This window comes from Streptomyces sp. NPDC049915 (assembly GCF_040656475.1).
Classification (GTDB): Bacteria; Actinomycetota; Actinomycetes; order Streptomycetales; family Streptomycetaceae; genus Streptomyces.
The window spans coordinates 140828-163840 of the sequence record NZ_JBFAMH010000001.1 but is presented as its reverse complement, the minus strand read 5'-3'; the positions used below and the strand labels follow the sequence as shown (position 1 = coordinate 163840).

Below are 23013 nucleotides of genomic sequence, written 5' to 3'. Positions count from 1 at the left end.
GGGTTTGCCGGCCGACCTCCAGGGCAGGCGCAGGATCAGTGCTTCGGAACGGAGGCACGTCCGTGGGAACGGCTGCACGTGGCCCCGGCGTACCCCGTCCGGGCCTGCGCCATTCCCTCGGTGACCGTCCACCCAGAGCACCCAGGGGAGAGCGACGCACCATGCGAACCCGAACCGGCACACACCCGCACGACGACGCCCCCGACACCGCCGACGCCTTCCGCAGGCTCGCCGCGCTCGAGCCGGGGCCCGAACGCGACGCCCTGCGCGCCGAGATCACCGAGGTCTGGCTGCCGATGGCCGAACGCCTCGCCGGACGCTTCCGCAACCGCGGCGAGTCCTACGACGACCTGCGCCAGGTCGCCGCCCTCGGCCTGGTCAAGGCCGTCGACCGCTACGACCCCGAGCTCGGCAACGCCTTCGAGAGCTACGCCGTGCCCACCATCACCGGCGAGATCAAGCGGCACTTCCGCGACCACATGTGGACCCTGCACGTGCCGCGCCGCGTCCAGGACCTGCGCAACCGGGTCCGCGCCGCCGTCCAGGAGCTGTCCCAGACCGTCTCCGGCGAGCGGCCCACCGTCGAGCAGATCGCCGAACGCGCGCAGCTGAGCGAGGAGGACGTCAAGGCCGGTCTGGAGGCGCTGGAGAGCTTCACCGCGCTGTCCCTGGACGCCGAGATGACGGGCACCGAGGGCGGCTACGCACTGACCGACACACTCGGCTCACCCGACGGGGCGCTGGACACGGTCGTGGACCGCGAGGCGGTACGGCCGCGGCTGGCGGCGCTGCCGGAGCGGGAGCGGGCGATCCTGTACATGCGGTTCTTCGGGGACATGACGCAGAGCCGGATCGCGGAGGAGCTGGGGATCTCGCAGATGCATGTGTCCCGGCTGATCAGCCGGTGCTGTGGGCGGATGCGGTCGGAGATCCTGGCGGATGCGGAGTAGCGCCGTGGGGGTCTCTCTTCGATGCCGGGGGCGGGGGGTCGGTGGCTGGTCGCGCAGTTTCCCGCGCGCCTGCCCGCACTGGCCTCGACGTCGGCTGAATCACTCCGTCGGCTCTCAGCCGTCCCCCTAACGGCGTCCGGCCGCGCGCGGCCTCGTCCTTCGGCGGCTGTCATGGCTGTACGGCACGACACCCCCGTGCCCGCAGTCGTACGGCCGAAGGAGTTCTCCCCATGCGCCGCACCGCCCGTGCCCTGTCCGTCGCCGCGCTGGTCGTGCTGGCCGGTGCCGCACCGGCCGCGGCCGCGGATGACCCGGCCGACCCGGCCGACCCGCTGGACACGGCCGTGCAGGCGGGCCCGGGCGACCCGGCCACGCCGGCCGCGCAGATCAGCCCCGCCTCGGTGGAGCCGGGCGGCACCGTCACCGTGTCCGTGACCTGCGACCCGACGGGCGGGCCCGCGCCCGAGAGCATCGACGCCAGCTCCGAGGCGGCCTTCGCGGACGGCACCGTGAAGCTGCAGAAGGTGCCCGGCGGGGACGACGAACTGTCCGGGCCCTCCTACAAGGGCACCGCGAAGATCGTCCCCGCCGAGGACCTCGAGGGCCTGGCCGGCGGCGGACCCGGCGCCGGCTGGACCGTGGACGGCACCTGCCCGGCACCGCCGGGCGGCAAGGGCCGGCCCTGGAGCACCACGGTCGACCTCGCCCACGCCTCCCACGGCGCCACCGCCGCCCCGGCCTGCCCCGAGCCCTCCCTCACCCCCTGCGGGGACAAGGGAGACAAGGAAGGCAAGGGGGACGAGGGTGAGAAGCCCGCACCGCCCGCGCAGGAACCCGGCCGGCAGCAGCCCACCGCCCAGCCCGCGCGGCCCCCGGCGATCGAGCACGGCGTGCACGCGGGCGAGGGCGGCACCTTCACCACCTCGGCGCCCGCCCTGGTGGCCGGCGGCCTGCTCATCCTGGGCGCGGCCGGGGCCGCCGCGCACCGGCTGCGGCAGCGCGAGCGGGACCGCCCCTGAGCGAGCGGGGGATGTGACCGGCGCAACCCGCGCCCCGAGCCATGGGGGGCGCACGACGTGGGTACTTGGAGGCGGACCGGCGAGGCGGTGACGCGGCACCGGCCCACCCCACGGCACGAGCGACTGCGCGGAGGCACGCATGCGGCGGACCGACCCCGAAGGGCACGGCCCCGTCCGCTACGGCCCCCCACTGCCCGGCACCGGACTGCCGGTGCTCCCCGAACTGACCGCCCGGATCTGCGCCGCCGCCGACCGGGCCGACGCCGAACCCGTGGGCGGCTCACCCGCCGTCACCGAGGCGGCCTGCGGCTACTGGGAGCGGCGGGGCCTTGCCACCGAACCCGGCCGTGTCGCCGCGGCGTCCGGCGCGCCCGCGTTGCTGCTGGCGCTCACCGCGGCCCTCGGCGGTGACGTCCTGGTGCCCCGGCCCTGCGCGGCCTGGTGGGCGCCGTACGCGCGCGTGCTGGGCAGACCCCTCTTCCACGTGCCCACACCCGCCGAGTCCGGTGGTGTGCCCGACCCCTACGCGCTGCTGGAGACCGTCCGCCGGGTCCGCGCCGAGGGCGGCGACCCGCGGTTGCTGGTGCTGTCGCTCGCCGACGATCCGACCGGCACCGTCGTCCCGCCGGAGTTGCTGCACGAGACGGTGGAGGCGGCCGCCGGAGAGGGGCTGCACCTGGTCAGCGACGAGACCTGGCGCGACACCCTGCACGCCCGGCACGACACCGTGCTGCTCAGCCCCGCCGAGATGCTGCCCGGTCGGGTCACCGTCGTCACCGACCTGGCCGGTGCGCTGCTGCCGGCCGGCTGGCCCGCCGCGGTCGCCCGGTTCCCGGCGGACGGCCGCGGCGGCGAACTGCACGCGCGCGTACGGGACATCCTCACCGCACTCGACGCCCGCATCGCCGCGCCCGTCGCCGCCGCCGCCGCGTACGCGCTGACCGAACCCCAGCCGGTCGCGGACCGGGTCGCGGCCACCGTCGCGCTGCACGCGCGGGTGGCCGCCGCCGTGCACCACGCCGTCGTCGCCGCGGGCGCCCTCGCCAGGCCGCCGCAGGCGGGTCGCCACCTGTACGCCGACCTGGGCCCGCTGCGCGCGGCGCTCGCCGTGCACGGGGTGGGCGACGCGCAGGATCTGGAGGAGTACCTCTCCGCCCGGCTCGGCATGCCCGCGCCGGGCGGCCACCGCTTCGGAGACGACCTCGCCGCGCTGCGCGTGCGGCTGACCACCGGTCCGCTGCTGGGCGGCACGGACGCCGAGCGCGCGGAATGCCTCACGTCCCCCGCGCCGTTGGAACTGCCACACGTGCACCGCGCGTTGAGCACGGTGCGGTCCGTCTTCGACGACCTCCGCGACGACGCCCAGCGATGGGAGCCTCCTCGATGACGCAGCAGTCCGAGTCGCCCGCCACCGGCGCGGTCACGAGCACGACGCCGTCCCCGGCCCCCGTCACAACCCCGTCCCCGGCCCCCGACGCCCCGGCACCCCCGGCCGCCGCCCCGCCCTCCTTCGCGCCCCCGTTCCCGCCCCTGGCCGAACCCCGCCCGCTGGGAGAACGGCGGGTGTGGCCGCGGACCTTCCACGACCGGCTCACCGCACCGCTGCCCGGCCTCAAGGCGATCGCCCGCTTCGCCCGCGAGGGCGCGGTGCGCCCCGGCAAGGAGGGCCTCGCCGACATCCCCCGCCTGCCCTACGCTCCCGCTCCGCTGCCCCGCGTCGACGCCCGCACCCTCGCCGTCACCTGGGCGGGACACGCCAGCTGGATCGTCCAGGTCGGCGGACTGACCGTGCTCACCGACCCGGTCTGGTCGCGCCGCATCCTCGGCACCCCGGCCCGCATCACGCCCGTCGGCGTGCCGTGGGAGGAGCTGCCGCGCATCGACGCCGTCGTCATCAGCCACAACCACTACGACCACCTCGACGCCCCCACGCTGCGCCGACTGCCGCGCGACACCCCCGTGTTCGCGCCCGCCGGGCTGGGACGCTGGTTCGAGAGGCGCCGGTTCACCCGCATCACCGAGCTGGACTGGTGGGAGGGCGCCGAACTGTCCGGGGTCCGCTTCGACTTCGTCCCGGCCCACCACTGGTCCAAGCGCACCCTCACCGACACCTGCCGCAGCCTGTGGGGCGGCTGGGTGCTCACCGCGCCCGACGGCCGGCGGCTGTACTTCGCCGGTGACACCGGATACGGCCACTGGTTCAGCCGTATCGGCCGCCGCTACCTTGGCATCGACCTCGCCCTGCTCCCGATCGGCGCCTACGACCCGCGCTGGTGGCTCAGCGACGTCCACTGCGACCCGGAGGAGGCCGTGCAGGCCGCCTTGGACCTCGGCGCGCGCAGAATGGCCCCGATGCACTGGGGGACGTTCATCCTCTCCGCGGAACCCGTCCTGGAACCGCTGACGCGGGTGCGGGAGGCGTGGGAGAGGGCCGGGCTGGACCGCGACGACCTGTGGGACCTGGCGGTGGGGGCGTCCCGGGTGCTGGAGCGCCCCTGAAGGGGCGGGGAGCCACGCGACCGGCCCCGGCCGGCCCGTGCCGGCCGTACGACGGCGGGCCTACCGCTGCACGCGCCTCCACACACTGGGCAGGGCACCGGCGAGCAGGGTCAGGCCGATCGCCGCCACGACGCCCTCCCACGGCTCGGGGAAGAGCGAGCCGCCGAGGATGCCGATCAGCTGATAGGTCAACGCCCACGCGAGACAGGCCGGCAGGTTGCCCCGCGCGAACCTCCGCAGGGGCCACTTCGCCAGCAGGCACGCCAGCATCACCGGGATACGGCCCGCCGGCACCAGCCGGGACAGCACCAGCACCGCCACCCCGTGCTCCGCCAGCTTGTCCTGGGCCTGCGTCAGCCGCTCCTGCGGCGCCCGCGCGCGGATCGCCTCCAGCCAGCGCGAGCCGCTGTGCGAGCGCATCCCGCGCCGGCCCAGCCAGTACAGCGCCGCGTCCCCGCAGAACGCGGCCAGCGACGCCGTGACGAAGACCAGCGCCAGCGAGAACGGCGCCGTCTGGTGGAAGGCCACCACCGCCGCCGAACTCACCAGCGCGCCCGTCGGCACCACCGGCACCAGCGCCCCGATCAGCACCAGCAGGAACAGCGAGGGATAGCCGAGCGCCTGCTGCGTGGACTCCGTCGGGACCGCCGTCACCGCCGCGGCCAGCCCGCTCACGGGGCGACCGCCGGCCGCACGCTCTCGCCGTGCGCCAACCGGTGCACGGCCACGTCCGGGGCCCAGTGCGCCGCGAGCCGCACGAACTCCTCGCCGGGCGCGTGGAACTCGTGCGGGCGCACCGCGTCCATCCCGATCGGCCAGTACGTGCCGTAGTGCACCGGTATCGCGCAGCGAGGCGCCAGCCGGGCCAGCGCCTGCGCCGCCCGCCCCGCGTCCAGATGGCCCTCCCCGAGGTACGGCCCCCAGCCGCCCACCGGCAGCAGCGCCACCTCGATCGGGCCGACCTCCTTCGCCATCGACTCGAACAGCCCGGTGTCCCCGGCGAAGTAGGTGCGCGCCTCGCCCTCGACGACGTATCCGAGGGCGGGGGAGCGGTGCGGGCCGAACGGCAGCCGGCGGCCGTCGTGCTCGGCCGGCACCGCGCGGATCGCCAGATCGCCGGCCCGGGTCTCGTCGCCCGGAGCCATCTCGCGCAGACGCAGATGCGTCAGACGCCGTAGTCCCGGTACGGCACGCGGCGCACCTCGGGGCACCAGCAGGCGCGTGCCCGGCGCGAGCCGCTCCAGGGAGGGCACGTGGAGGTGGTCGGCGTGCAGGTGGGAGACCAGTGCGACGTCCGCGCGCCAGGCGTCCGGCGGCGGCAGCGCCCCGCGCCTGCGCCGCAGATGCGCCAGCCGGCGGGTGAACAGGGGATCGGTGAGCACACGGGTGTCCGAGTCCTCCACCGTGCAGGTGGCGTGACCCCACCAGGTGATCTCCACCGGCACCTCAATGCCTCCTTCGCGCGACTCCCCCGAAGCCTACGGGCAGGAGTAGGGTCGGCGGCGAAACCCGGAGGTGAGGGGGACGCCATGGGAGAGGTGCGGGGGGCCTTCGGCCGGCCGGCCCAGGTCCGCGTCACGGCGATCGCCGGTCTGACGCCGCTGGAGGAGCTGGACAGCGACCCCTTTCTGGTGGACTCCCGCAGCCAGTTCGCGATGTGCGCCCGCTGGGCCGCCGAGCGCGGCTACGTCGTCGCGCGTGAACTGCTCGTCCGGGGGCTGCGGGCCGACCACCGCGTGCTGTGGGACGGGGTGCGGGCCGGGCGGGACGTGTTCGTCGCCCCGAGCAGGCGGGTGCTTGAGTCCGCCCTGTCCTCCGTGGAGGAGTTCACCGCGGAGTGCGCGCGGCGGGGGGTGCGGGTGGAGACGGTCGGCTGCGCCGAGCCCGCGTACGACGCGCAGATGAAGGCGCGGGTGCATCGGCGGCTGTCGATGCCGACAGCCGGGTACGACGGTCGCTGACGGCTCGGCCGGCCGGCGTCACCGTCCCCGGGGCTGCGCCCCGGCCCCCGGGTGGTTGCCTCGGCTGCCTCGGTTGCGCGGGAGACACCGGCGCGGGGCTCCGCCACGGCCCCGGGGCGGTGGCGGGGTCAGGCCAGGCCGTCCCAGCCCCAGCGCGGGGTGGGGCCCGGGGCCCCCAGGTCCGTGTCCGGGGCCGAGGCCGAGACGTCCTTGGCGATCCGCGTGCCCCAGTCGAAGTACTCCATCACCCTGCGGCGCAGCAGGGCGTCGTCCGGCAGTTCCTTCTCCACGGCCGCCGTCATCAGCTCCATCCAGCGGAGCCGCTGCTCCTCGGTGATGCCTAGCCCGAGATGGGCGCGGAGCAGGGCCTGGTGTCCGCCGTGCTCCGCCGTGAACAGGGCCGGTCCCGAGAAGACCTCCACCAGCCACACGGCCACGTGCTCCACGTGGGTGGCGGTGAAGTCGGCGAAGACGGGTGCGAGGAGGGGGTCGGCCAGAACCCCCTCGTAGAACGTCTCGGAGAGCCGGCGCAGCGCGTCGGCGCCACCCACGGCCTCGTACAGGGTGTTCGTGTGCTCGGCGCTCATGGAAGGCCTCCGGGATGCGGGATGCGTTCTCCCAGCTTTCACACAACACGGCCCGCGACCAAGGATGTTCGCTCTCGGCAGGGTTGGTTGCCGCAGGCGTCCACCTGCCGGCGCCCACCACACCCCCACCCGGACAAACCGGTATGACAGGGTGTACGGGGTGGGCCCGCGCCGGGTGCGGGCCGGGGAAGGGAGGCGTGGGGCTTGTCGGGCGGTGGGCGTTGGGCCGGAGTGGCCGGACAGGTGGGGCGCAGCGTCGTCGTGTGGGCCGCGTCCACCGTGACCATGCTCGCGCTCGCCGGGCTGCTGCCCGACTTCCAGTTGCAGTCCGCCGACGGTGACAGCGCGACCCGTATCGCCGTGACCGCCGCGCTCGGTGCCGGGGCGTTCGGTCTGCTGTCGGCTCTGGTGTGGCCGCTGCTCGTGCGGCTGCTGCTGCTCGTGCCGGCCCTGCTGCTCGGGCTGCTGGTGTTCTTCCTCAACGGGTCGCTGCTGTGGCTCGCCCTGCGGATCAACCCCTCCGGCGACAGCGCCGCCGCTCCCGAGACCGCCGTCATCGTCGCCGCCGTGATGTCCGCCGTGGCCTCCGCGACCGGCGCCGCCCTCGCGGTGCGCGACGACGACGCCTACCGGCGCCGGCTGCTCCGGCTCGCCACGCGTCGGCGCCGGCACGGGCCGCCCTGCCCGGCCGGGCCCGGCACCGTCTTCCTCCAGCTGGACGGCGTCGGCCACGACGTGCTCCGGGGCGCCGTGGCCAAGGAGCTGATGCCGACCGTCGCCCGCTGGCTCGGCGAGCCCACCCACCGGCTCACCCCCTGGCGCACCGACTGGTCCAGCCAGACCGGCGCCAGCCAGCTCGGCATCCTGCACGGCTCCAACCACGACGTGCCCGCCTTCCGCTGGTACGAGAAGGACACGGGGGAGGTCATGGTGTGCAACCGGCCCTCCTCCGCCGCCGAGCTCCAGCGCCGCGCCGTCGCCCGCACCCACGACGGGGGGCTGCTCAGCGCCGACGGCGCCGGCCGCGGCAACCTCTTCAGCGGCGGGGCCGACGAGAACGCCCTGGTGCTGTCCGTCTCCGCCCGCATCGGCCGCGCCAACCGCTCCCGCGCCGGCTACTTCGCCTACTTCTCCGACCCCGCCAACGCCGTCCGCACCGCCCTCTCCTTCGTCGCCGAGGCCGGCCGGGAGATCGGTCAGTCCGTACGGGCCCGGCTGCGCAAGCAGCGGCCGCGGGTGAGCCGCGGCGGCCTCTACCCCTTCGTGCGCGCCTTCGCCACCGTCGTCGAACGCGACGTCGTCGTCGCCGCCGTCATGGGCGACCTGCTCGCCGGCCGCACCACCGTCTACGCCGACCTCGTCGCCTACGACGAGGTCGCCCACCACTCCGGCCCGGCGAGCCGGGACGCCGAGAAGGTGCTGCAGCGGCTCGACCGGTCGCTGGCACTGATCGAGAAGGCCGCCGAGCACGCCCCTCGGCCGTACCGGATCGTCGTCCTGTCCGATCACGGGCAGAGCCCGGGGGAGACCTTCCGCTCCCGGTACGGGCTCACCCTCGGTGACCTGGTGCGGGCCGGGTGCGGGCTGCCCGTGCCGCGCCGCGCCCGGCGGACACGCAGCGGGGCCGAGGCCCGCAACGCCGTGCGCGCCGCGCTGCGCCGGCCCGTGGAGGAGGGCGGTGAGCAGCACCGGCCCTCCGGGCGGCGTTCCGAGCCCATCGTGCTCGCCTCCGGCAACCTCGGCCTGGTCTCCTTCCCGGACGTCCCCCACCGTATGACCCGCGAGGAGATCGACGCCCGCCACCCCGCGCTGCTGGCCACCCTCGCCAACCATCCCGGTGTCGGGTTCCTGCTCGTGCGCAGTGAGGAGCACGGTGGGGTGGTGCTCGGTGCGCGGGGGGCCGAGATACCCGTCGGCGAGCTGGCGGACGGCCGCGGGCCGCTCGCCGCCTTCGGGCCCGGCGCCGCCGACGCGGTGCGCCGCACCCACTCCTTCCCCCACGCCGCCGACATCATGGTCAACTCCTTCCACGACCCCGCCGACGGCGAGGTGCTCGCCTTCGAGGAGCAGATCGGCTCCCACGGCGGCCTCGGCGGCGCCCAGAACCGTCCCTTCCTGCTGTCGCCCCTGGTGCTGTCCGCGCCCGTGGCCGACGGGGCGGATCTCGTCGGCGCCGAGCACGTCCACCGGGTGCTGCGGCGCTGGCTGCGCGAGGCGGACGGCCCGCAGGTGCCGGTGGACGATTCCCGGTACGAGGCCCTCGAGAGCGCACCTTTTACGGCGCCCGACCCGGCCGTACAGGACAAAAGCGCGTGATTTGGAGCGCCTCGAACCCGTGACCGACCATGGGCGGTCGTCCGGCGACCCCGGGCACCCGCCCCGCGGCTCAGCGGGGAGCCCGGCGATCCCGGGCACCAGCACGACGAGAGGCGCACCACCCCATGCACGACACCGGATCCGTCCAGGCTCCGGCCCCCGAGGCGACCGCACCCCGGTCCGCTTCGGCATCCGAGAAGCACGCCCGGCGCTTCGGGCTCCCCGTCGCCACCGCCCTCGTCATGGGCAACATCATCGGCGGCGGCATCTTCCTCCTCCCGGCCTCCGTGGCCCCCTTCGGCACCGTCAGCCTGCTCGCCTTCGGCGTCCTGACGCTCGGCGCGATCGCGCTGGCCCTGGTCTTCGGCCGGCTCGCCGAGCGCGACCCGCGCACCGGCGGCCCCTACGTCTACGCCCGCGAGGCCTTCGGCGACTTCGCCGGCTTCCTCGCCGCGTGGGCGTACTGGATCACCACCTGGGTCTCCAACGCGGCCCTCGCCGTCGCCGCCGTCGGCTACCTCGACGTGCTGATCCCGGTGAACGACCACAAGTGGAGCGCGTGCCTGGCCGCACTGGTCATCCAGTGGCTGCCCGCCCTGTCCAACTTCGCCGGCAGCAGGTACGTCGGAGCCGTCCAGCTGATCTCCACCGTGCTGAAGTTCGCCCCGCTGCTGCTCGTGGCGGTCGGCGGCCTGTTCCACTTCGACGCGCACAACCTCGGGCCCTTCCAGGAGGGCGGCGGCAGCACGCTCGGCGCGATCTCCGCCTCCGCCGCGATCCTGCTCTTCTCCTACCTGGGCGTGGAGTCCGCAGCGGTCAGCGCCGGCGAGGTCCGCGACCCGCGCCGCAACGTCGGCCGCGCCACCGTGATCGGCACCACCGGCGCCGCCCTGGTCTACCTGCTCGGCACCCTCGCCGTGTTCGGCACGGTCGCCCACGAGAAGCTGGTGCACTCCACCGCCCCGTTCTCCGACGCCGTGAACGCCATGTTCGGCGGCTCCTGGGGCGGCTGGGCCGTCGCGCTCGCCGCACTGGTGTCGATGACCGGCTGCCTCAACGGCTGGACTCTGCTGAGCGCCCAGACGCCCTACGCGGCGGCCCGCGACGGGCTGTTCCCGGCCGCGTTCACCCGCAAGCGGCGCGGTGTGCCGACCGTCGGTGTCGGCGTCACCGTCGTCCTCGCCTCCCTGCTGACGATCTACAACTACACGGCCGGCTCGGCGCGGGTCTTCGAGGTCCTCGTCCTGGTCACCACCTTCACCGCGACCGTCCCGTACCTGCTGGCCACCGCCGCGCAGATCCACCATCTCGCCCGGGGCGAGCAGGTCGACCGGGTGCGCCTGGTGCGCGACGCGGTCCTCGCCGCGCTCGCCTTCGGCTTCTCCCTGTGGCTCGTCGCGGGTGCCGGTTACGCCGCCGTCTACCAGGGGGTGCTGTTCCTGTTCGCGGGCGTCCCCGTGTACGCGTGGCTCGCGGCGCGGCGGCAGCGCGGCGGGGCGTGAGAGGCCGGACCTGCGCGTGCGGCGTGCCGAAATGTGATCGGATGGAGGCCTAGGGAACCCCGCTTGGGCGGGACCACACGTGAAAGGAAGCAAACGTGGCCACCACGCGTTCCGCACACACCGTCTGGGAAGGCAACCTGCTCGAGGGCAACGGTGTCGTCACCTTCGACTCCTCCGGCATCGGTCAGCAGCCGGTGTCGTGGCCGTCGCGCGCCGAGCAGGCGAACGGCAAGACCAGCCCGGAGGAGCTGATCGCCGCCGCCCACTCCAGCTGCTTCTCCATGGCTCTGTCGCACGCTCTGGCCGGGGCCGGCAACGCGCCCACCAAGCTCGTCACCTCGGCCGACGTCACCTTCCAGCCCGGTGAGGGGATCACCGGCATCCACCTCACGGTCGAGGGCACCGTCCCCGGTATCGACAACGACGCTTTCGTCGCCGCCGCGCAGGACGCCAAGGCCAACTGCCCGGTCAGCCAGGCCCTGAAGGCCGTACCGATGACGCTGGACGCCAAGCTCGCCTGAGTCCGCGCCCGCACCCGGTACACCGGCGCGGACCGTCCCCTGAGTGCCGGGGACGGTCCGCGCCGGCGTTTTCGCCCTGCTCGACGAGCGGCCCGGCCGCAGGCCCGCCGGATCAGTTCGCGGCAGTCCTCGCGGCCAGGATCTCCGCGGACGTGGCGGTGCGCGCGCCGAGCGCGGTGAGCCGGTCGAGCGCCTCGCGGTGCTGCGCCTCGTCCACGCTCGCGGTGGCGTCTAAGACGACGACCACGTCATGGCCCAGCCGCACCGCTGTCGCAGCCGTCGCGGCGACGCCGTGCGCGGTGGACAGCCCGGCGACCACCGCCTCTGTCACCCCCTCGCGGCGCAGGACGTCGCCGAGTTCGGTGCCCTCGAAGGCGTCGAGACCGTTCTTGGTCACCACGTGGTCGCCGGCGCGCGGTGCGCAGGCGGGGACCAGCCGGTTGGGCGCGGCACCGGTGCCGCCGTCGGCGCCGTCGGCCCGCACGTGCCGGACGAGGACGACGGTCGAGGAGTCGGCGTTCGCGAAGTGCTCGCGCAGCCTTCCGCACGCGTCGGCCACGGCGTCACCGCTGATCGGCTGCCACGGCATGTCGACGATCCACCGTTGCAGATCGATCAGGACGAGCGCCGAGCGGGCGCGGGCCATGTGTTCCCCCGGGGACGGACGATCGGCGGTCCTCGGCACACTACCAAGGGGACGTGCTTCAGCCGCCCGTCCGCTCCCAGCCCGCCGCTCCGGGCGCGGCCCCAGCCGGCGCGGGTCGCGGCTGCGGTAGACGACGTAGGGGCGGAACAGGTACTGCACCGGCGCGCTGAACATGTGCACCAGCCGCGTGTACGGCACCAGCGCGATCAGCGCGTGTACCTGGTACAGCACCGGCACGCCCTCCATCAGCTGCGTCTTCGGCTGGAGGGTGAACAGGCTGCGCGCCCAGGGGCCGATCGTGGTGCGGCAGTCGTAGCCGTCGCCGGAGGCGTGGGTGAGCTTGGCGACCATGCCGAGCACGATCGCGGCCACCAGGACCAGGTGCATCAGCTTGTCGTTCACCGTGGTCGCCCGGAACACCGGAGCCTTGGTGCGCCGCCGGTACACCAGCAGAGCGATCCCGGTGACCGTCAGCACTCCGGCCGCGGTGCCTCCGTACAGCGACAGTAGGCGTGCTCGCTCACCCCGAGCGCGCTCGTCCACGACAGCGGGACGAACAGGCCGGCCAGGTGTCCGGCGAGGACGAACAGGATGCCGTAGTGGAAGAGCGATGCAGGGCAGGGCGCCCCAGAGCACGGTGGTCATCGGCGCACCTCGGTGCGGGAGGGCGGCAGTGCGGCGCACACGGCGTCCAGGACGGCCGCGTAGGGGGTGCCGAAGGCGGTCAGCCGGGTCCGGAGCTGCTCCAGAGCGTCGCGGTACTCGGTCAGCAGGCCGGTGTCGCCGGTGCGAGCGGTGAACTCCAGCACCGCGGGCAGGAAGTCCGGCAGCTCCTCGTCGGTGAACTCCAGACCGTGCGCCCGGTACTGCTCCTTGAAGCGGACCAGCGACATCCCGCGGCGCCGGGTGTCGCCCTCGTGCCACCAGCTGAGGTACAGGCTGTGCCGGTTCTTCAGGTCGAAGACCTGCACGTAGTGCGCGGCCAGCTCCCGCGGTTCGGTGACGGCCGCGTGGTCGGTGAACGCGCGCAGCTGCGGAGCCGCCTCGCGCAGCAGCGGCAGCCGGGCGAACAGGTCGTCGTCGGGATAGGTCAGGCAGAGCGCGGCCGCCTGGTACAGCACGGCGTCCGAGGGCATCAGGGTGCCTCCTTCGGGTCGGCCACCTCGGCTTCGTCGTCCGCGGTCTGCCTACGGCGCAGCAGGTGCAAGTTCTCCACGGACACCAGGGGGAGCGTGCGGCGCCCGGAGTCCCCGCCGAACGGGCCGTCGCCCCATATGCCGGGACCGCCGTGGAACTCCAGGGAACACTCGTCGGGCAGCGCGGACTCCTCCAGCCGGCGCGCGTCACCGACGGCGGTCGTCGGGATGACGTACCGCTCCTCGTACTTGGCGATCGCCAGCAGCCGGTACATCGCCTCGATCTCGTCCGGTTGCATCCCGACGGCGGCGGCGACGGCCGCGTCCGGTTCCTCGCCGAGGTTGAGCGCCCGCATGTGGGAGCGCGCACCCGGGTGGGGGAGTAGGTGTCCCAGGAGAACGCCGCCCCGCGCGGGCAGCCCCGCGGCTCGTACTCGGGGCGGTCGGGGCCCACCGACGGGTAGTCCGTCGCTCGCGTCTCCCAGGTGATGATGCCGTCCTTGACGTACACCTTCCAGCGGCACGAGCCCGTGAAGTTCACGCCGTGCGGGGAGTCGACGACCTTGTCGTGGCTCCAGCGGTCCCGGTAGAAGGCGTCGGCCTGCCGGCCGCCGGTGAGCCGGACGCTGTGCAGGTCCGGGGCGGGCGTGCCCGGCCGGAAGAACCGGCCGGCGCGCAGCAGGGCCGCGCCCGGCTCGGTGGGCGGTATCCGCGTGTCGGTCACAGGCCCTCCCTCGCTCACCGTCAGGCTCGACGCTAGGGGCGGGCGGCAGGAGGCACCTGTTCAGCGCATCCGTACGGGTCAGCGGGACCGGTACGGCGAGCTGGGTCCGCGTGAGGCAGGCGGCGCGGGCGCATCCGTCAGGGCTTGCGGGCGACCCCCGCGTACACCGGGACGATGCCCTCCGCCTGGACGGCCACGTCCACCGGCTCCGGGCGCCAGCCGGTCACCGGGATCACCCCCGGGCCCAGCAGCTCCAGCCCGTCGAAGAAGCGGGAGAACTCGGCGAGCGGGCGCGGGAAGAACGGGTGCCGCTGCGCCGGAAGTTCTCGGCGGCCTTCTCGATCGCCTCCGGGTTCAGGTCCGGGGTGACTGGGACAGGATCAGATGGCTGCCCGGGGCGAGCGCGTCGACGTACCGCTTGACCAGGCCGTGGACGTCGTCCCGGCGGGGTCCGCGCACAGGTAGTGGGTGAGGGCGACCAGCGACAGCGCGACCGGCCGGTCCAGGTCCAGCGACTCGGCGGCCCGGGCGAGCAGTGTGTCCACGTCCCGGACGTCGGCGTGCACATAGTCCGTGGAGCCCTCCGCCGTGCCGCGCAGCAGCACCTCGGCGTGCCGCAGCACGATCGGGTCGTTGTCCGCGTACACCACCTTCGCCTCCGGAGCCACGCCCTGCGCGACCTGGTGCAGGTTGGGCTCGGTCGGGATGCCGGTGCCGATGTCCAGGAACTGGCGGACGCCCGCCTCGGCCACCGTGCGCACGGCCCGGTGCATGAACTGGCGATTGGCGCGGGCGCCGCGCACCACGGTGCCGTCGACGGCGAGGATCCGGCGGGCCAGCTCCTCGTCCACCGGGTAGTTGTCCTTGCCGCCCAGCCACCAGTCGTACACCCGGGCCGGGTGCGGCCGGCTGGTGTCGATGCGGGACGCCGCGGTGTCGGATCCGGTCATGCTCGGGGCTCTCCTAGGCCCTGTCGTTCGGATCACTCCGGCGTCGTGGGGCCTGGCACGCCCATCTGCGGCGTTGTCGTCGGTCCCCGACGCTCCGCGTCGACTCCCTGCTCCGCCTTGCAGCTGCACGCACCGGGCCCCGCTCGGGTCGACCCAGAGCTACCGCACCTCATAGCCGGCCTGATCCGAACGACAGGACCTAGCTCAGTCGGTCACGGTGGTGTGTGAGGATCTTCTTCGTGCGCTCGGCCGACGCGGCGTGCGTCGTCAGATGGTCGAGCACCTCCAGATGCACCGACACCTCCGAGCGGGAGTCCAGGTACAGCGCGCCGCTGAGGTACTCGGAGACCACCATGTCGGGCAGCTCCGGCTCCGCGAAGCGGAACAGGGAGAACGGCGCGTACGTCCCCGGGTGCGGGCCGGAGGCGAACTCGGCGACCTGCAGCGTGACCTTGTCGCGCTCGCCGAACTCCAGCAGTTTCTCCAATTGCTCCCGCATGACCGCCGGGTCGTCACCCACCGGGCGCAGCAGCACCGTCTCGTCCATGACCACCCACAGATGCGGGGCGTCCGCGCGCTCCAGCAGCCGCTGCCGCTCCATGCGCAGCGTCACATGCCGCTCCGTGGCCTGAGGGCTGCGCCGCCCGATCGTGCCGGACTCCAGCACGGCACGCGCGTAGCCCTCCGTCTGCAGCAGGCCCGGCACGAAGTGCGGCTCGTAGGAGCGCATCAGCCGCGCCGCACCCTCCAGGCTGACGAACAGGCTGAACCAGTCCGGCAGCACATCGTGGAAGCGCTGCCACCAGCCGGGCCGGTTGGCCTCCTCGGCCAGCGCCACGAACTCGGCGACCTCCGTGGCACCGACGCCGTACGTCTGCAGCAGCACCTGCACATACGGGATCTTCAGCGCGACCTCGGCCGTCTCCATCCGCCGCACGGTCGCCGCGGCCACCCGCAGCACCTGCGCGGCCTCCTCGCGTTTGAGACCGGCCGCCTCCCGCAGCTCCTGCAACCGCCTGCCGAGCACCACCTGGCCCACCGTGGGCGCGGGCCGCCGCTCACTCACGCCGTCCTCCGCAGTGCCGTGTCTCGTCAATCACCCAGTGAATGAAGGTACTTCACCGTGGCGGGGTCGGCCGGGAGGAACGTCTCGATCGCCAGCTCGGCGACCGTGATGTCCATCGGCGTGTTGAACGTGGAGATCGACGAGATGAACGACAGCACCCGGCCCTCGTGCTCGATCCGCAGCGGCAGCGCGAAGTACGGGTAGGGCTCCTCCGGGTCGGTGTCCGCCGCGGACGCCTCGGGCACCGGGTAGGCCGCCACTTCCGCGTACAGCTCCCGCAGTTCCTCCGAGCGCTGCAGCGCGATCTGCCGTTCCATCTGCGCCAGCAGATGGCCGCGCCACTCGCGCAGGTTCCGGATGCGCGGCGCCATGCCCCGAGGGTGCAGTGTCAACCGCATCGCGTTCAACGGCGGTTCGAGCAACTGCTCCTCCACCCCGTCCAGGAACATCATGATGCCCCGATTCGCCGCTTGAACCGTGTACAGCCCGTCCACCACCAGCGCCGGATACGGCTCGTAGCCCTGGATCAGGCGCTCCATGCCGTCCCGCAGCGCACCGAGCGCCGGGTCGTCCAGCGGGGTCTGCCGGTAGCGCGGGGCGTAACCGGCCGCCAGCAGCAGCGCGTTGATCTCCCGCACCGGCACCTCCAGGTGCTCCGCCAGCCGCAGCACCATCTCCTCGCTCGGCCGGGAGCGGCCCGTCTCGATGAAGGAGATGTGCCGGGCGGAGGAGTCGGCGCGCAGCGCCAGCTCCAGCTGACTGATCCGCCGCCGCACCCGCCAGGCCCGCAACAGCGGGCCGATGCCCTGGCCGGTGGGGGCGCCGGCGGAGACGGTGGTGCCGGAGGCGACAGGGGTCATGGGGAGGACGGTAGCCGAGGTCCGCCGGGGCGGGGCGCTCGGGGACGCACTCGGCTGCCCGGTGGAGTTCGCCGGACGCACCGCGTCGACCGGCGCTCGCCGCGCCGCGTTGTGGCAGGCTGGACGCGTACGCGACACCGCTGAAGGGAGCCCGGCATGGCCGTCGAACCGCTGTCGCAGAAGGAGATCGAGGACCGGCTGGCCGAGCTGCCCGGCTGGTCCCTCGACGGGGACCGCCTCGCCCGCTCCTACCGGCTGGCCTCCCACTTCGCGGCGACCGCGATGGTCATCCACATCGCCCAGGTGCAGGACGAGCTGAACCACCACTCCGACCTGACCCTCGGCTACAACACCGTCTCCCTCACGGTGAGCACACACAGCGCCGGCGGCGCGGTCACCGCGCTCGACTTCGAGCTGGCACGCCGCGTCCAGGACCTGGCCGCAGGCCACGGGGCCGACTGACCGGCACACACGCGGACGAGGGGGGAGCGGGCGGTGCTGGACTACGACAAGGAAGCGGAGCGCTACGACGCCCTGCGCGGCGGCGAACCCCGCGCGGCCGCGGCGGCGGACGCCGTGCTGAGCCTCGTACCGCCGACCGCCCGCCGGATGCTCGACGTCGCCTGCGGCACCGGCATTGTCACACGCCGGCTGTCCGCCGCCCGCCCGGGCCTCGCCGTCACCGGCGCCGACCTGGCGCACACCATGACCCGGCACGCGGCCGCCCGTCTGCCCGGCGCCGTCATACGCGCCGACACGCGCCGCCTGCCCTTCGCGCGCGCCGCGTTCGACGCGGTCGCCGGCGTGTGGCTGCTGCACCTGCTGGACACACCCGAGGATGTGCGCGCCGTCGTCGCCGAGTGCGCCCGGGTCCTCGCACCCGGCGGGGTGTACGTCACTACGGTCGACAAGGCCGCCGCGCACAACGTGGGCAGCGACATCGACGCCGTCCTCGCCTCCCGGCCGCCCAGCGAGGCCCGCGACGCCTCCGACCAGGTCCAGAAGTACGCCGTCGAGCACGGCCTGGTCCCGGCGGGCCGGGCCCGGTTCACCGGACGCGGTCAAGGCCGCAGTCCGCGCCGTACGATCGCCGACCTGCGCCGCGGCTGGTTCGTCACGCTGCCGCCCGGCCGGCCGCTCACCGAGCGCTACGCGGCCCGGCTCGCCGAGCTGCCGGACCAGGACCGGCCCCGCCCCGACCCGGAGTTCACGCTGCGCGCGTTCCGCAAGCCGGCGTAGACCCGGCAACCTTCCCTTCGCCGGCGGCGACCAGCGGGTGGCACCTGTCGGCTCCCCCCGTAGGAGGACCGTATGGACCACCCGCACCCGCACCCGCGCACCCGACACCGCAGAAGCCGTACCGCCGCCGTCCTGGCCGCGCTGACCGCCACGGCCGCGCTCTACGCGCCGTGAGCGTCCGGCTCGTCGATCTCCTCCGACCAGTCCAGGCCGAGGTCGTCGGCGAGCCGGTGCAGGGCCTCCCGGGTGCGGACCGGTGTCGTGCTGGACGATGACGTCGGGGAGGGCGTGAGAGAACCGGGCGGCCCCAGGGAGGTCGGGGCCGCCCGGCGTGTACGCGGAGAGCGGGGACTATTCGAGGAGCTCCGCGTACGAACCCATGGCGAGTGCGATGTCCGCCTGGGCCCAGAACCTGTGGTACGTGAACACCGGCGCCGCGCCGCCCTTCAGATAGGCCTCGATCTTCGACCAGGCCGGGTCGTTCTTGTAGAAGGACCGCAGGGAGGCGAACGTCGACGCGGAGTCGATCCTGTCGCCGTTCGGCATCGTGCCGCTCCAGCCGCTCGGCACGTACACGCTGTCGTCGAACCGGCTGTAGTCGGCGCGGGTCTCCGGAACGGCCACACCGAGCGCGTCCCGGTAGTTCTTCCACATGCCGTCGAGCAGCGCCTTCGCCGTCGTCTTCGCCTGTGTGTCACCGGACTTGGCGGCGTAGTACGTCAGACTCTTGGCGTAGGCGGCGGCCACACCGACGTCGTCGGTGTAGTCGGCGACGGTGACGTGCAGTCCCGTGTTGGCGCCGGGACTCGACGCGTTCCAGGTGTCCGGCTGCCCGGTCCACTGGAGCGTGGAGGGGATGAGGTACGTGCCGTCCGGGTTGACCGTGGTCTTGGACAGCGCCCACTTCACCCACTTGTCGAGGACCGTCTTCGCGGCCGTGCTGCCCGTCTGCTGGTAGTACTCGGCGACGCGCTCCATCGACCACGCCTGGAAGCCGAACCACTGGTTGGACGGCGGGTCGTGGTAGACGGGCGCCGGGTCGTAGTACATGCCGTAGAAGGTCGGCGTGCCGGCCGGCGGGGTGGCGTACCGGCCCGCCCAGCTGTTGGTCGCTCCGCCCGCGATACCGCCCTCCGAGGACTGCAGCCAGCGGTAGAACTCCAGCTGCCGGTCGAGGGACTTGGCCCAGTCGCCCGCGCCCGTGGCCGACTTGGGCTTCAGGTCGGCGTAGGAGCTGAGCGCGTACGCGGCGAGCGGGTTCTGGTAGCCGCCGTGCACATGGCTGGAGCCGATGCGCCAGGCCCAGCCGGCCGAGGTGTCGGTGGCGCCGCCCCACGCGTAGTACCAGGACAGCAGGTAGTGCGAGGCGTCCTTGCCGCTGCCGGCCGGGCAGGCGGACGGACCGACACAGTTGCCGATCTTCTTGAAGTACTTGTCGTACATCGCGTAGCGCAGGTAGTCGCCCATCTTGGCGGCCTTGGCGACCGTGCCGGACACCGCCGTGCCCTTGCCCTGCTGCCTGGCCCACACGTCCGCCCAGTAGGCGGCCTGCACCGCACGCGCGTCGGCGTCCGGGGCGTCGGTGTACTTCCACTGCTTGGCGTAGGAGGAGTCGCCGGTGAACAGATCCAGGTAGCCGTTCTTGCCGCCGTACTTGAAGGCGTCACAGGTGGGCTGCGGGACGGTCTCCCACACGGACTCCTGCGGGCCGCGCTGGAAGGTGTTGATGTACGACGGGCCGGTGGCCGCCGGTCCGGCCTCGCACGTGCCGGGCTCGTTGCCGTAGCCGTAGACGTTGTCGACGTCCTGGATCCAGTGCATGCCGTACACGTCGTCCGTGCCGTAGGCGCTCTTCAGCTCACCGGCGATCGGGTCCGAACCCACCGGCACCGAGGTGTCCAGCTTCGCCGGGTACTCGTCGGGGGTGTCGTACTCGGGCGCGTAGGTGGCCGGCTTGGAGGCGTTGTAGAAGGAGTTGGTCGGCTGGTCGGCGTGGGTGGGGATCATGTACTTCTCCATGAGATCCCAGGCGCCGTTGAACTTCGACCAGTCGCCCGTCACCTTGCCGTACATCGCCTGGAGCCACAGCAGGTAGCTGTACGCCTCGGACGTCGTCTCGTGGCCCTGGTCGGGGGCCTCCACGATCAGCGTCTCGACCGAGTGGTAGGGGATGCCCTCGGGCGAGAAGTAGCCGTTCGCCGGGTTGGTGATCTTCCCGTACAGGTCCAGGAAGCGGGCGTCGTACTCCTTGGCCGCGGCGATCTGCGTGACCGTCACCGACGCCTTCGCCAGCCCGGGGGCGGTGGACTCGAAGGCCGCCGCGCCGGTCCCGGAGGCGTCCGCGGTGACCGTCACCTTCTGCGGCGTGGACCAGTTGGCCGGGGTGAAGGTGAGCGAGGCGCCGCCGGAGACGCTCAGGCCGCTGTTGCCGCTCGCCCGCGCGGTGGCGACGGTGACGTCGGAGCTGGGCTGGGTGGACAGCTTCAGCTCGTACGAGGCCGTCGTGCCCTGCTGCACCGCCAGCTGGTGGGTGGAGGCGACCACGGACGGTCCCGCGGCGACCGTGATGCCGACGGGCGTGGAGGACGCCGACGCGCCCAGGCTGTCGTACGCCTTCGCCACCAGGGAATGGCTGCCCACGGTCAAGCCGGAGGCGGAGAGCGTGTACGGCGCGGTCGTGTCCGTGCCCAGCAGCGTGGTGTCGTCGTAGAACTCCACCTTGCCGATGGACGCGTTGTCCGCCGCGGCCGCGGTCGCCGCGAGGGGGACGGCGTCCCCTTGCGTGTAGACCGCGCCCGCCGCCGGGCTGGTCAGCACGGCGACCGGTGGCCGGTGCGCGCCGGTGCAGGGCGTGCCGTTGACCGCGAACGACGTCGGCGCGGTGTTGGTGCCGCTGTAGGTGAACTGCGCGCCGGTGCTGGTCCCCGCGCCGGCGGCGATCGTGCCGTTGTACGAGGCGTTCTTGACGGTCACCGTCTGGCCGGACTGGCTCCAGGTGCCGTTCCAGCCGTTCGTCAGCTTCTGGTTGCCGGAGTAGGCGTACGTCAGGGTCCAGCCGTCGAGGGCCTCGGTGCCACGGTTGGTGAGCGTCAGGTCCGCGGTGAAGCCGGAGCCCCAGTCGTTGGTCTTGTAGTCGACGCTGCACTGGAGCGCGGCAGCGTGCGCGGTCGTCGCGCCGCTCGCCAGCATCGACAAGGGCAGCGCCAAGGCCGCGGCGGCGGCGGTCCACAGCCGCCGTACGGCTCTGCGTCCGCGTCGGGGTGGGGGATGCATGGTGCTGGTTCCTCCTTGCGGCTCGGGGTGTACGGGCTCGGGAGAAGTCAAGGCTTGAACCAGTGGGAGCGCTCCCATAGTGAGGATGGGGTGACGGAGGGTCAAGAGACGTGAAGAGTCGAAAAAGTTCGACGGCCCGCCTTTCGAAAAGTCCCGTGACTCCTATGGCCTTCTCCGTCACTTCCCGCTACCTTCCATCGCACCAGTGGGAGCGGTTCCACCAGTCGGCGCGTGTGCCAGCACGTGCCCGAACTGCAAGGAGTCGCTCGATGAGACACCCCCCGCGTTCAGTACTTTTAGCCGTCGGCGGCGCGAGCGCCCTGCTCACCACCGCGCTCGTGCCGGTCGTCACGGCGCAGGCCGCCGCGCCGGCGTGCACGGTGGAGTACTCCGTCACCGGCCAGTGGGACACCGGCTTCCAGGGCGCCGTGCAGGTCACCAACAACACGGCCGCGCTGAGCAGTTGGCGGCTGACCTTCGACTTCCCCGGTACCCAGAAGGTCACCCAGGGCTGGAACGCCGAGTGGTCCCAGTCCGGCACGACCGTCACCGCGGCCAACGAGAGCTGGAACGGTTCGCTCGCCACCGGCGCGAGCGTCAGCGCCGGCTTCCTCGGCTCGTTCTCCGGCACCAACGCCGTGCCGGCCGGCTTCAAGCTCAACGGCACCACCTGCAACGTCGACACGGAACCCACCCCGGGCCCGACCGACCCGGGCCCCACCGACCCGCCGCCCTCCGGGGGCGGCGCACCCGCCCTGCACGTCCAGGGCAACAAGCTCGTCGACGCCGACGGCAGGGCGCGCCGGCTGCTCGGCGTGAACCGCTCCGGCGGCGAGTTCATGTGCGTCCAGGGCTACGGCATCTGGGACGGCCCGGTCGACGACGCCGCGATCAAGGCGATCGCCGGCTGGAAGGCCGACGCCGTGCGCATCCCCCTCAACGAGGAGTGCTGGCTCGGCCTGGCCAACGTCAAGCCGGAGTACGCGGGCGCCGCCTACATCAGCGCCGTCAAGGAGCTGGTGGGCCGGGTCAAGGCGCACGGCATGACGCCGATCGTCGAACTGCACTGGACGTACGGGCAGTACACCGGCAACTCGGCGGGTTGCTCCGATGTGCACGCCACCTGCCAGAAGCCGATGCCGGACGCGCAGTACTCCCCGTCGTTCTGGTCGTCGGTCGCGAGCACCTTCAAGGACGACCCGGCCGTCGTGCTCGACCTGTTCAACGAGCCCTACCCGGACCGCGCCACGTCCGCCACCGCCCAGGCCTGGCAGTGCTGGCGGGACGGCGGCACCTGCCCGGGGATCGGCTACGAGGTCGCCGGCATGCAGGACCTGGTCGACGCGGTGCGCGCCACCGGCGCCAAGAACGTGATCATGCTGGGCGGCCTGGCCTACTCCAACGACCTGAGCCAGTGGCTGACGTACAAACCCACCGACCCGGCGGGCAATCTGGCCGCTGCGTACCACGTGTACAACTTCAACACCTGCTCCAGTGAGAGCTGCTGGGACTCCACGCTCGCCCCGGTCGCCGCCCAAGTTCCCCTGATCGCCGGGGAGATCGGCGAGAACACCTGCGCCCACTCCTTCGTCGACCGGGTCATGAAGTGGTTCGACGACCGCGGCCTGTCCTACCTCGGCTGGACCTGGAACACCTGGGACTGCTCCTCGGGTCCCTCGCTCATCTCCGCCTACGACGGCACCCCCACCGCTTACGGCACCGGGCTGCGTGACCATCTGCGCGCCCTCAACCCGTAACTCCCGC

Annotated in this window: 19 protein-coding genes and 4 pseudogenes; 11 read left to right on the top strand and 12 right to left on the bottom strand. The window is 73.2% G+C overall.

Going from position 1 to position 23013, the window contains the following annotated elements:
* Nucleotides 1-161 precede the first annotated feature (161 nt).
* The 4 genes from AB0J12_RS00670 (at nt 162) to AB0J12_RS00655 (ending at nt 4468) form a co-directional block, all read left to right on the top strand.
* Nucleotides 162-950, top strand: coding sequence for an RNA polymerase sigma factor SigF (locus tag AB0J12_RS00670; RefSeq protein ID WP_363261909.1), 789 nt, complete (start codon nt 162-164; stop codon nt 948-950).
* 230 nt (nt 951-1180) lie between these two features.
* Nucleotides 1181-1969 carry a hypothetical protein gene (locus AB0J12_RS00665; RefSeq protein ID WP_363261908.1) on the top strand — a complete coding sequence of 263 codons (789 nt, stop codon included), beginning with the start codon at nt 1181-1183 and terminating at the stop codon, nt 1967-1969.
* A gap of 139 nt (nt 1970-2108) precedes the next feature.
* Nucleotides 2109-3356 (top strand): aminotransferase class I/II-fold pyridoxal phosphate-dependent enzyme, encoded by a 1248-nt coding sequence (locus AB0J12_RS00660; RefSeq protein WP_363261907.1) that lies wholly within the window; start codon nt 2109-2111, stop codon nt 3354-3356.
* Nucleotides 3353-4468 carry an MBL fold metallo-hydrolase gene (locus tag AB0J12_RS00655; protein WP_363261906.1) on the top strand — a complete coding sequence of 372 codons (1116 nt, stop codon included), beginning with the start codon at nt 3353-3355 and terminating at the stop codon, nt 4466-4468. The genes AB0J12_RS00660 and AB0J12_RS00655 overlap by 4 nt, the downstream gene beginning before the upstream one ends.
* Nucleotides 4469-4528: 60 nt before the next feature.
* Here the strand turns inward: AB0J12_RS00655 and AB0J12_RS00650 are convergent, their stop codons facing one another.
* Both AB0J12_RS00650 and AB0J12_RS00645 read right to left on the bottom strand, forming a co-directional pair.
* Nucleotides 4529-5143 (bottom strand): VTT domain-containing protein, encoded by a 615-nt coding sequence (locus tag AB0J12_RS00650; RefSeq protein WP_363261905.1) that lies wholly within the window; start codon nt 5141-5143, stop codon nt 4529-4531.
* Complete coding sequence (locus tag AB0J12_RS00645) at nt 5140-5913, bottom strand: MBL fold metallo-hydrolase (RefSeq protein ID WP_363261904.1); 774 nt, start codon at nt 5911-5913, stop codon at nt 5140-5142. Before AB0J12_RS00645 ends, AB0J12_RS00650 begins: the two co-directional genes overlap by 4 nt.
* Nucleotides 5914-5997: 84 nt before the next feature.
* On the opposite strand from AB0J12_RS00645, the gene AB0J12_RS00640 reads away from it, so the two are divergent.
* Nucleotides 5998-6429, top strand: a complete 432-nt coding sequence (locus AB0J12_RS00640; protein WP_363261903.1) for a hypothetical protein — start codon at nt 5998-6000, stop codon at nt 6427-6429.
* Between the two features lie 128 nt (nt 6430-6557).
* On the opposite strand, the gene AB0J12_RS00635 is transcribed toward AB0J12_RS00640, so the two are convergent.
* Nucleotides 6558-7016: a group II truncated hemoglobin gene (locus tag AB0J12_RS00635; protein WP_363261902.1), complete on the bottom strand. Its 459-nt coding sequence runs from the start codon at nt 7014-7016 to the stop codon at nt 6558-6560.
* A 261-nt stretch (nt 7017-7277) separates the two neighbouring features.
* Between AB0J12_RS00635 and AB0J12_RS00630 the strand changes: the two genes are divergently transcribed.
* From AB0J12_RS00630 to AB0J12_RS00620, 3 genes are all read left to right on the top strand, one after another.
* Entirely contained in the window at nt 7278-9332 is a 2055-nt protein-coding gene (locus AB0J12_RS00630) for an alkaline phosphatase family protein (protein ID WP_363262267.1), read from the top strand.
* A gap of 125 nt (nt 9333-9457) precedes the next feature.
* Nucleotides 9458-10834: an amino acid permease gene (locus AB0J12_RS00625; protein WP_363261901.1), complete on the top strand. Its 1377-nt coding sequence runs from the start codon at nt 9458-9460 to the stop codon at nt 10832-10834.
* 95 nt (nt 10835-10929) lie between these two features.
* Nucleotides 10930-11355 (top strand): OsmC family protein, encoded by a 426-nt coding sequence (locus tag AB0J12_RS00620; RefSeq protein ID WP_363261900.1) that lies wholly within the window; start codon nt 10930-10932, stop codon nt 11353-11355.
* Between the two features lie 112 nt (nt 11356-11467).
* On the opposite strand, the gene AB0J12_RS00615 is transcribed toward AB0J12_RS00620, so the two are convergent.
* The 8 genes and pseudogenes from AB0J12_RS00615 to AB0J12_RS00580 all read right to left on the bottom strand — a co-directional run bounded on the left by AB0J12_RS00615 (nt 11468) and on the right by AB0J12_RS00580 (nt 16737).
* On the bottom strand, nt 11468-12001 hold the full coding sequence (locus tag AB0J12_RS00615; RefSeq protein WP_363262266.1) for an isochorismatase family protein: 534 nt from the start codon (nt 11999-12001) through the stop codon (nt 11468-11470).
* 177 nt (nt 12002-12178) lie between these two features.
* Nucleotides 12179-12561 (bottom strand): annotated as a pseudogene (locus AB0J12_RS00610) (respiratory nitrate reductase subunit gamma); the annotation flags it as partial.
* A gap of 81 nt (nt 12562-12642) precedes the next feature.
* Complete coding sequence (gene narJ, locus AB0J12_RS00605) at nt 12643-13137, bottom strand: nitrate reductase molybdenum cofactor assembly chaperone (protein ID WP_363261899.1); 495 nt, start codon at nt 13135-13137, stop codon at nt 12643-12645.
* Nucleotides 13137-13502, bottom strand: a pseudogene (narY, locus tag AB0J12_RS00600) (nitrate reductase subunit beta); the annotation flags it as partial. The gene narJ and the pseudogene narY, both read right to left, overlap by 1 nt.
* Nucleotides 13502-13861: pseudogene (locus tag AB0J12_RS00595) on the bottom strand (hypothetical protein); the annotation flags it as partial. The pseudogenes narY and AB0J12_RS00595, both read right to left, overlap by 1 nt.
* Nucleotides 13862-13998: 137 nt before the next feature.
* Nucleotides 13999-14811 (bottom strand): annotated as a pseudogene (locus AB0J12_RS00590) (SAM-dependent methyltransferase).
* A 199-nt stretch (nt 14812-15010) separates the two neighbouring features.
* Complete coding sequence (locus AB0J12_RS00585; RefSeq protein ID WP_363261898.1) at nt 15011-15877, bottom strand: helix-turn-helix transcriptional regulator; 867 nt, start codon at nt 15875-15877, stop codon at nt 15011-15013.
* 26 nt (nt 15878-15903) lie between these two features.
* The gene (locus AB0J12_RS00580; RefSeq protein ID WP_363261897.1) at nt 15904-16737 is read right to left on the bottom strand and encodes a helix-turn-helix transcriptional regulator; all 834 of its coding nucleotides are present in this window, start codon (nt 16735-16737) and stop codon (nt 15904-15906) included.
* A gap of 156 nt (nt 16738-16893) precedes the next feature.
* Between AB0J12_RS00580 and AB0J12_RS00575 the strand changes: the two genes are divergently transcribed.
* On the top strand, nt 16894-17199 hold the full coding sequence (locus AB0J12_RS00575) for a 4a-hydroxytetrahydrobiopterin dehydratase (protein WP_363261896.1): 306 nt from the start codon (nt 16894-16896) through the stop codon (nt 17197-17199).
* A gap of 33 nt (nt 17200-17232) precedes the next feature.
* A complete protein-coding gene (locus tag AB0J12_RS00570; protein WP_363261895.1) occupies nt 17233-17976 on the top strand; it encodes a class I SAM-dependent methyltransferase in 744 nt (247 codons plus the stop codon).
* A gap of 351 nt (nt 17977-18327) precedes the next feature.
* Here AB0J12_RS00570 and AB0J12_RS00565 read toward each other — a convergent pair whose 3' ends face one another.
* Nucleotides 18328-21249, bottom strand: a complete 2922-nt coding sequence (locus AB0J12_RS00565) for a glycoside hydrolase family 48 protein (protein WP_363261894.1) — start codon at nt 21247-21249, stop codon at nt 18328-18330.
* Nucleotides 21250-21518: 269 nt separating this feature from the next.
* On the opposite strand from AB0J12_RS00565, the gene AB0J12_RS00560 reads away from it, so the two are divergent.
* On the top strand, nt 21519-23006 hold the full coding sequence (locus tag AB0J12_RS00560; RefSeq protein ID WP_363261893.1) for a cellulose binding domain-containing protein: 1488 nt from the start codon (nt 21519-21521) through the stop codon (nt 23004-23006).
* Nucleotides 23007-23013: the final 7 nt, after the last annotated feature.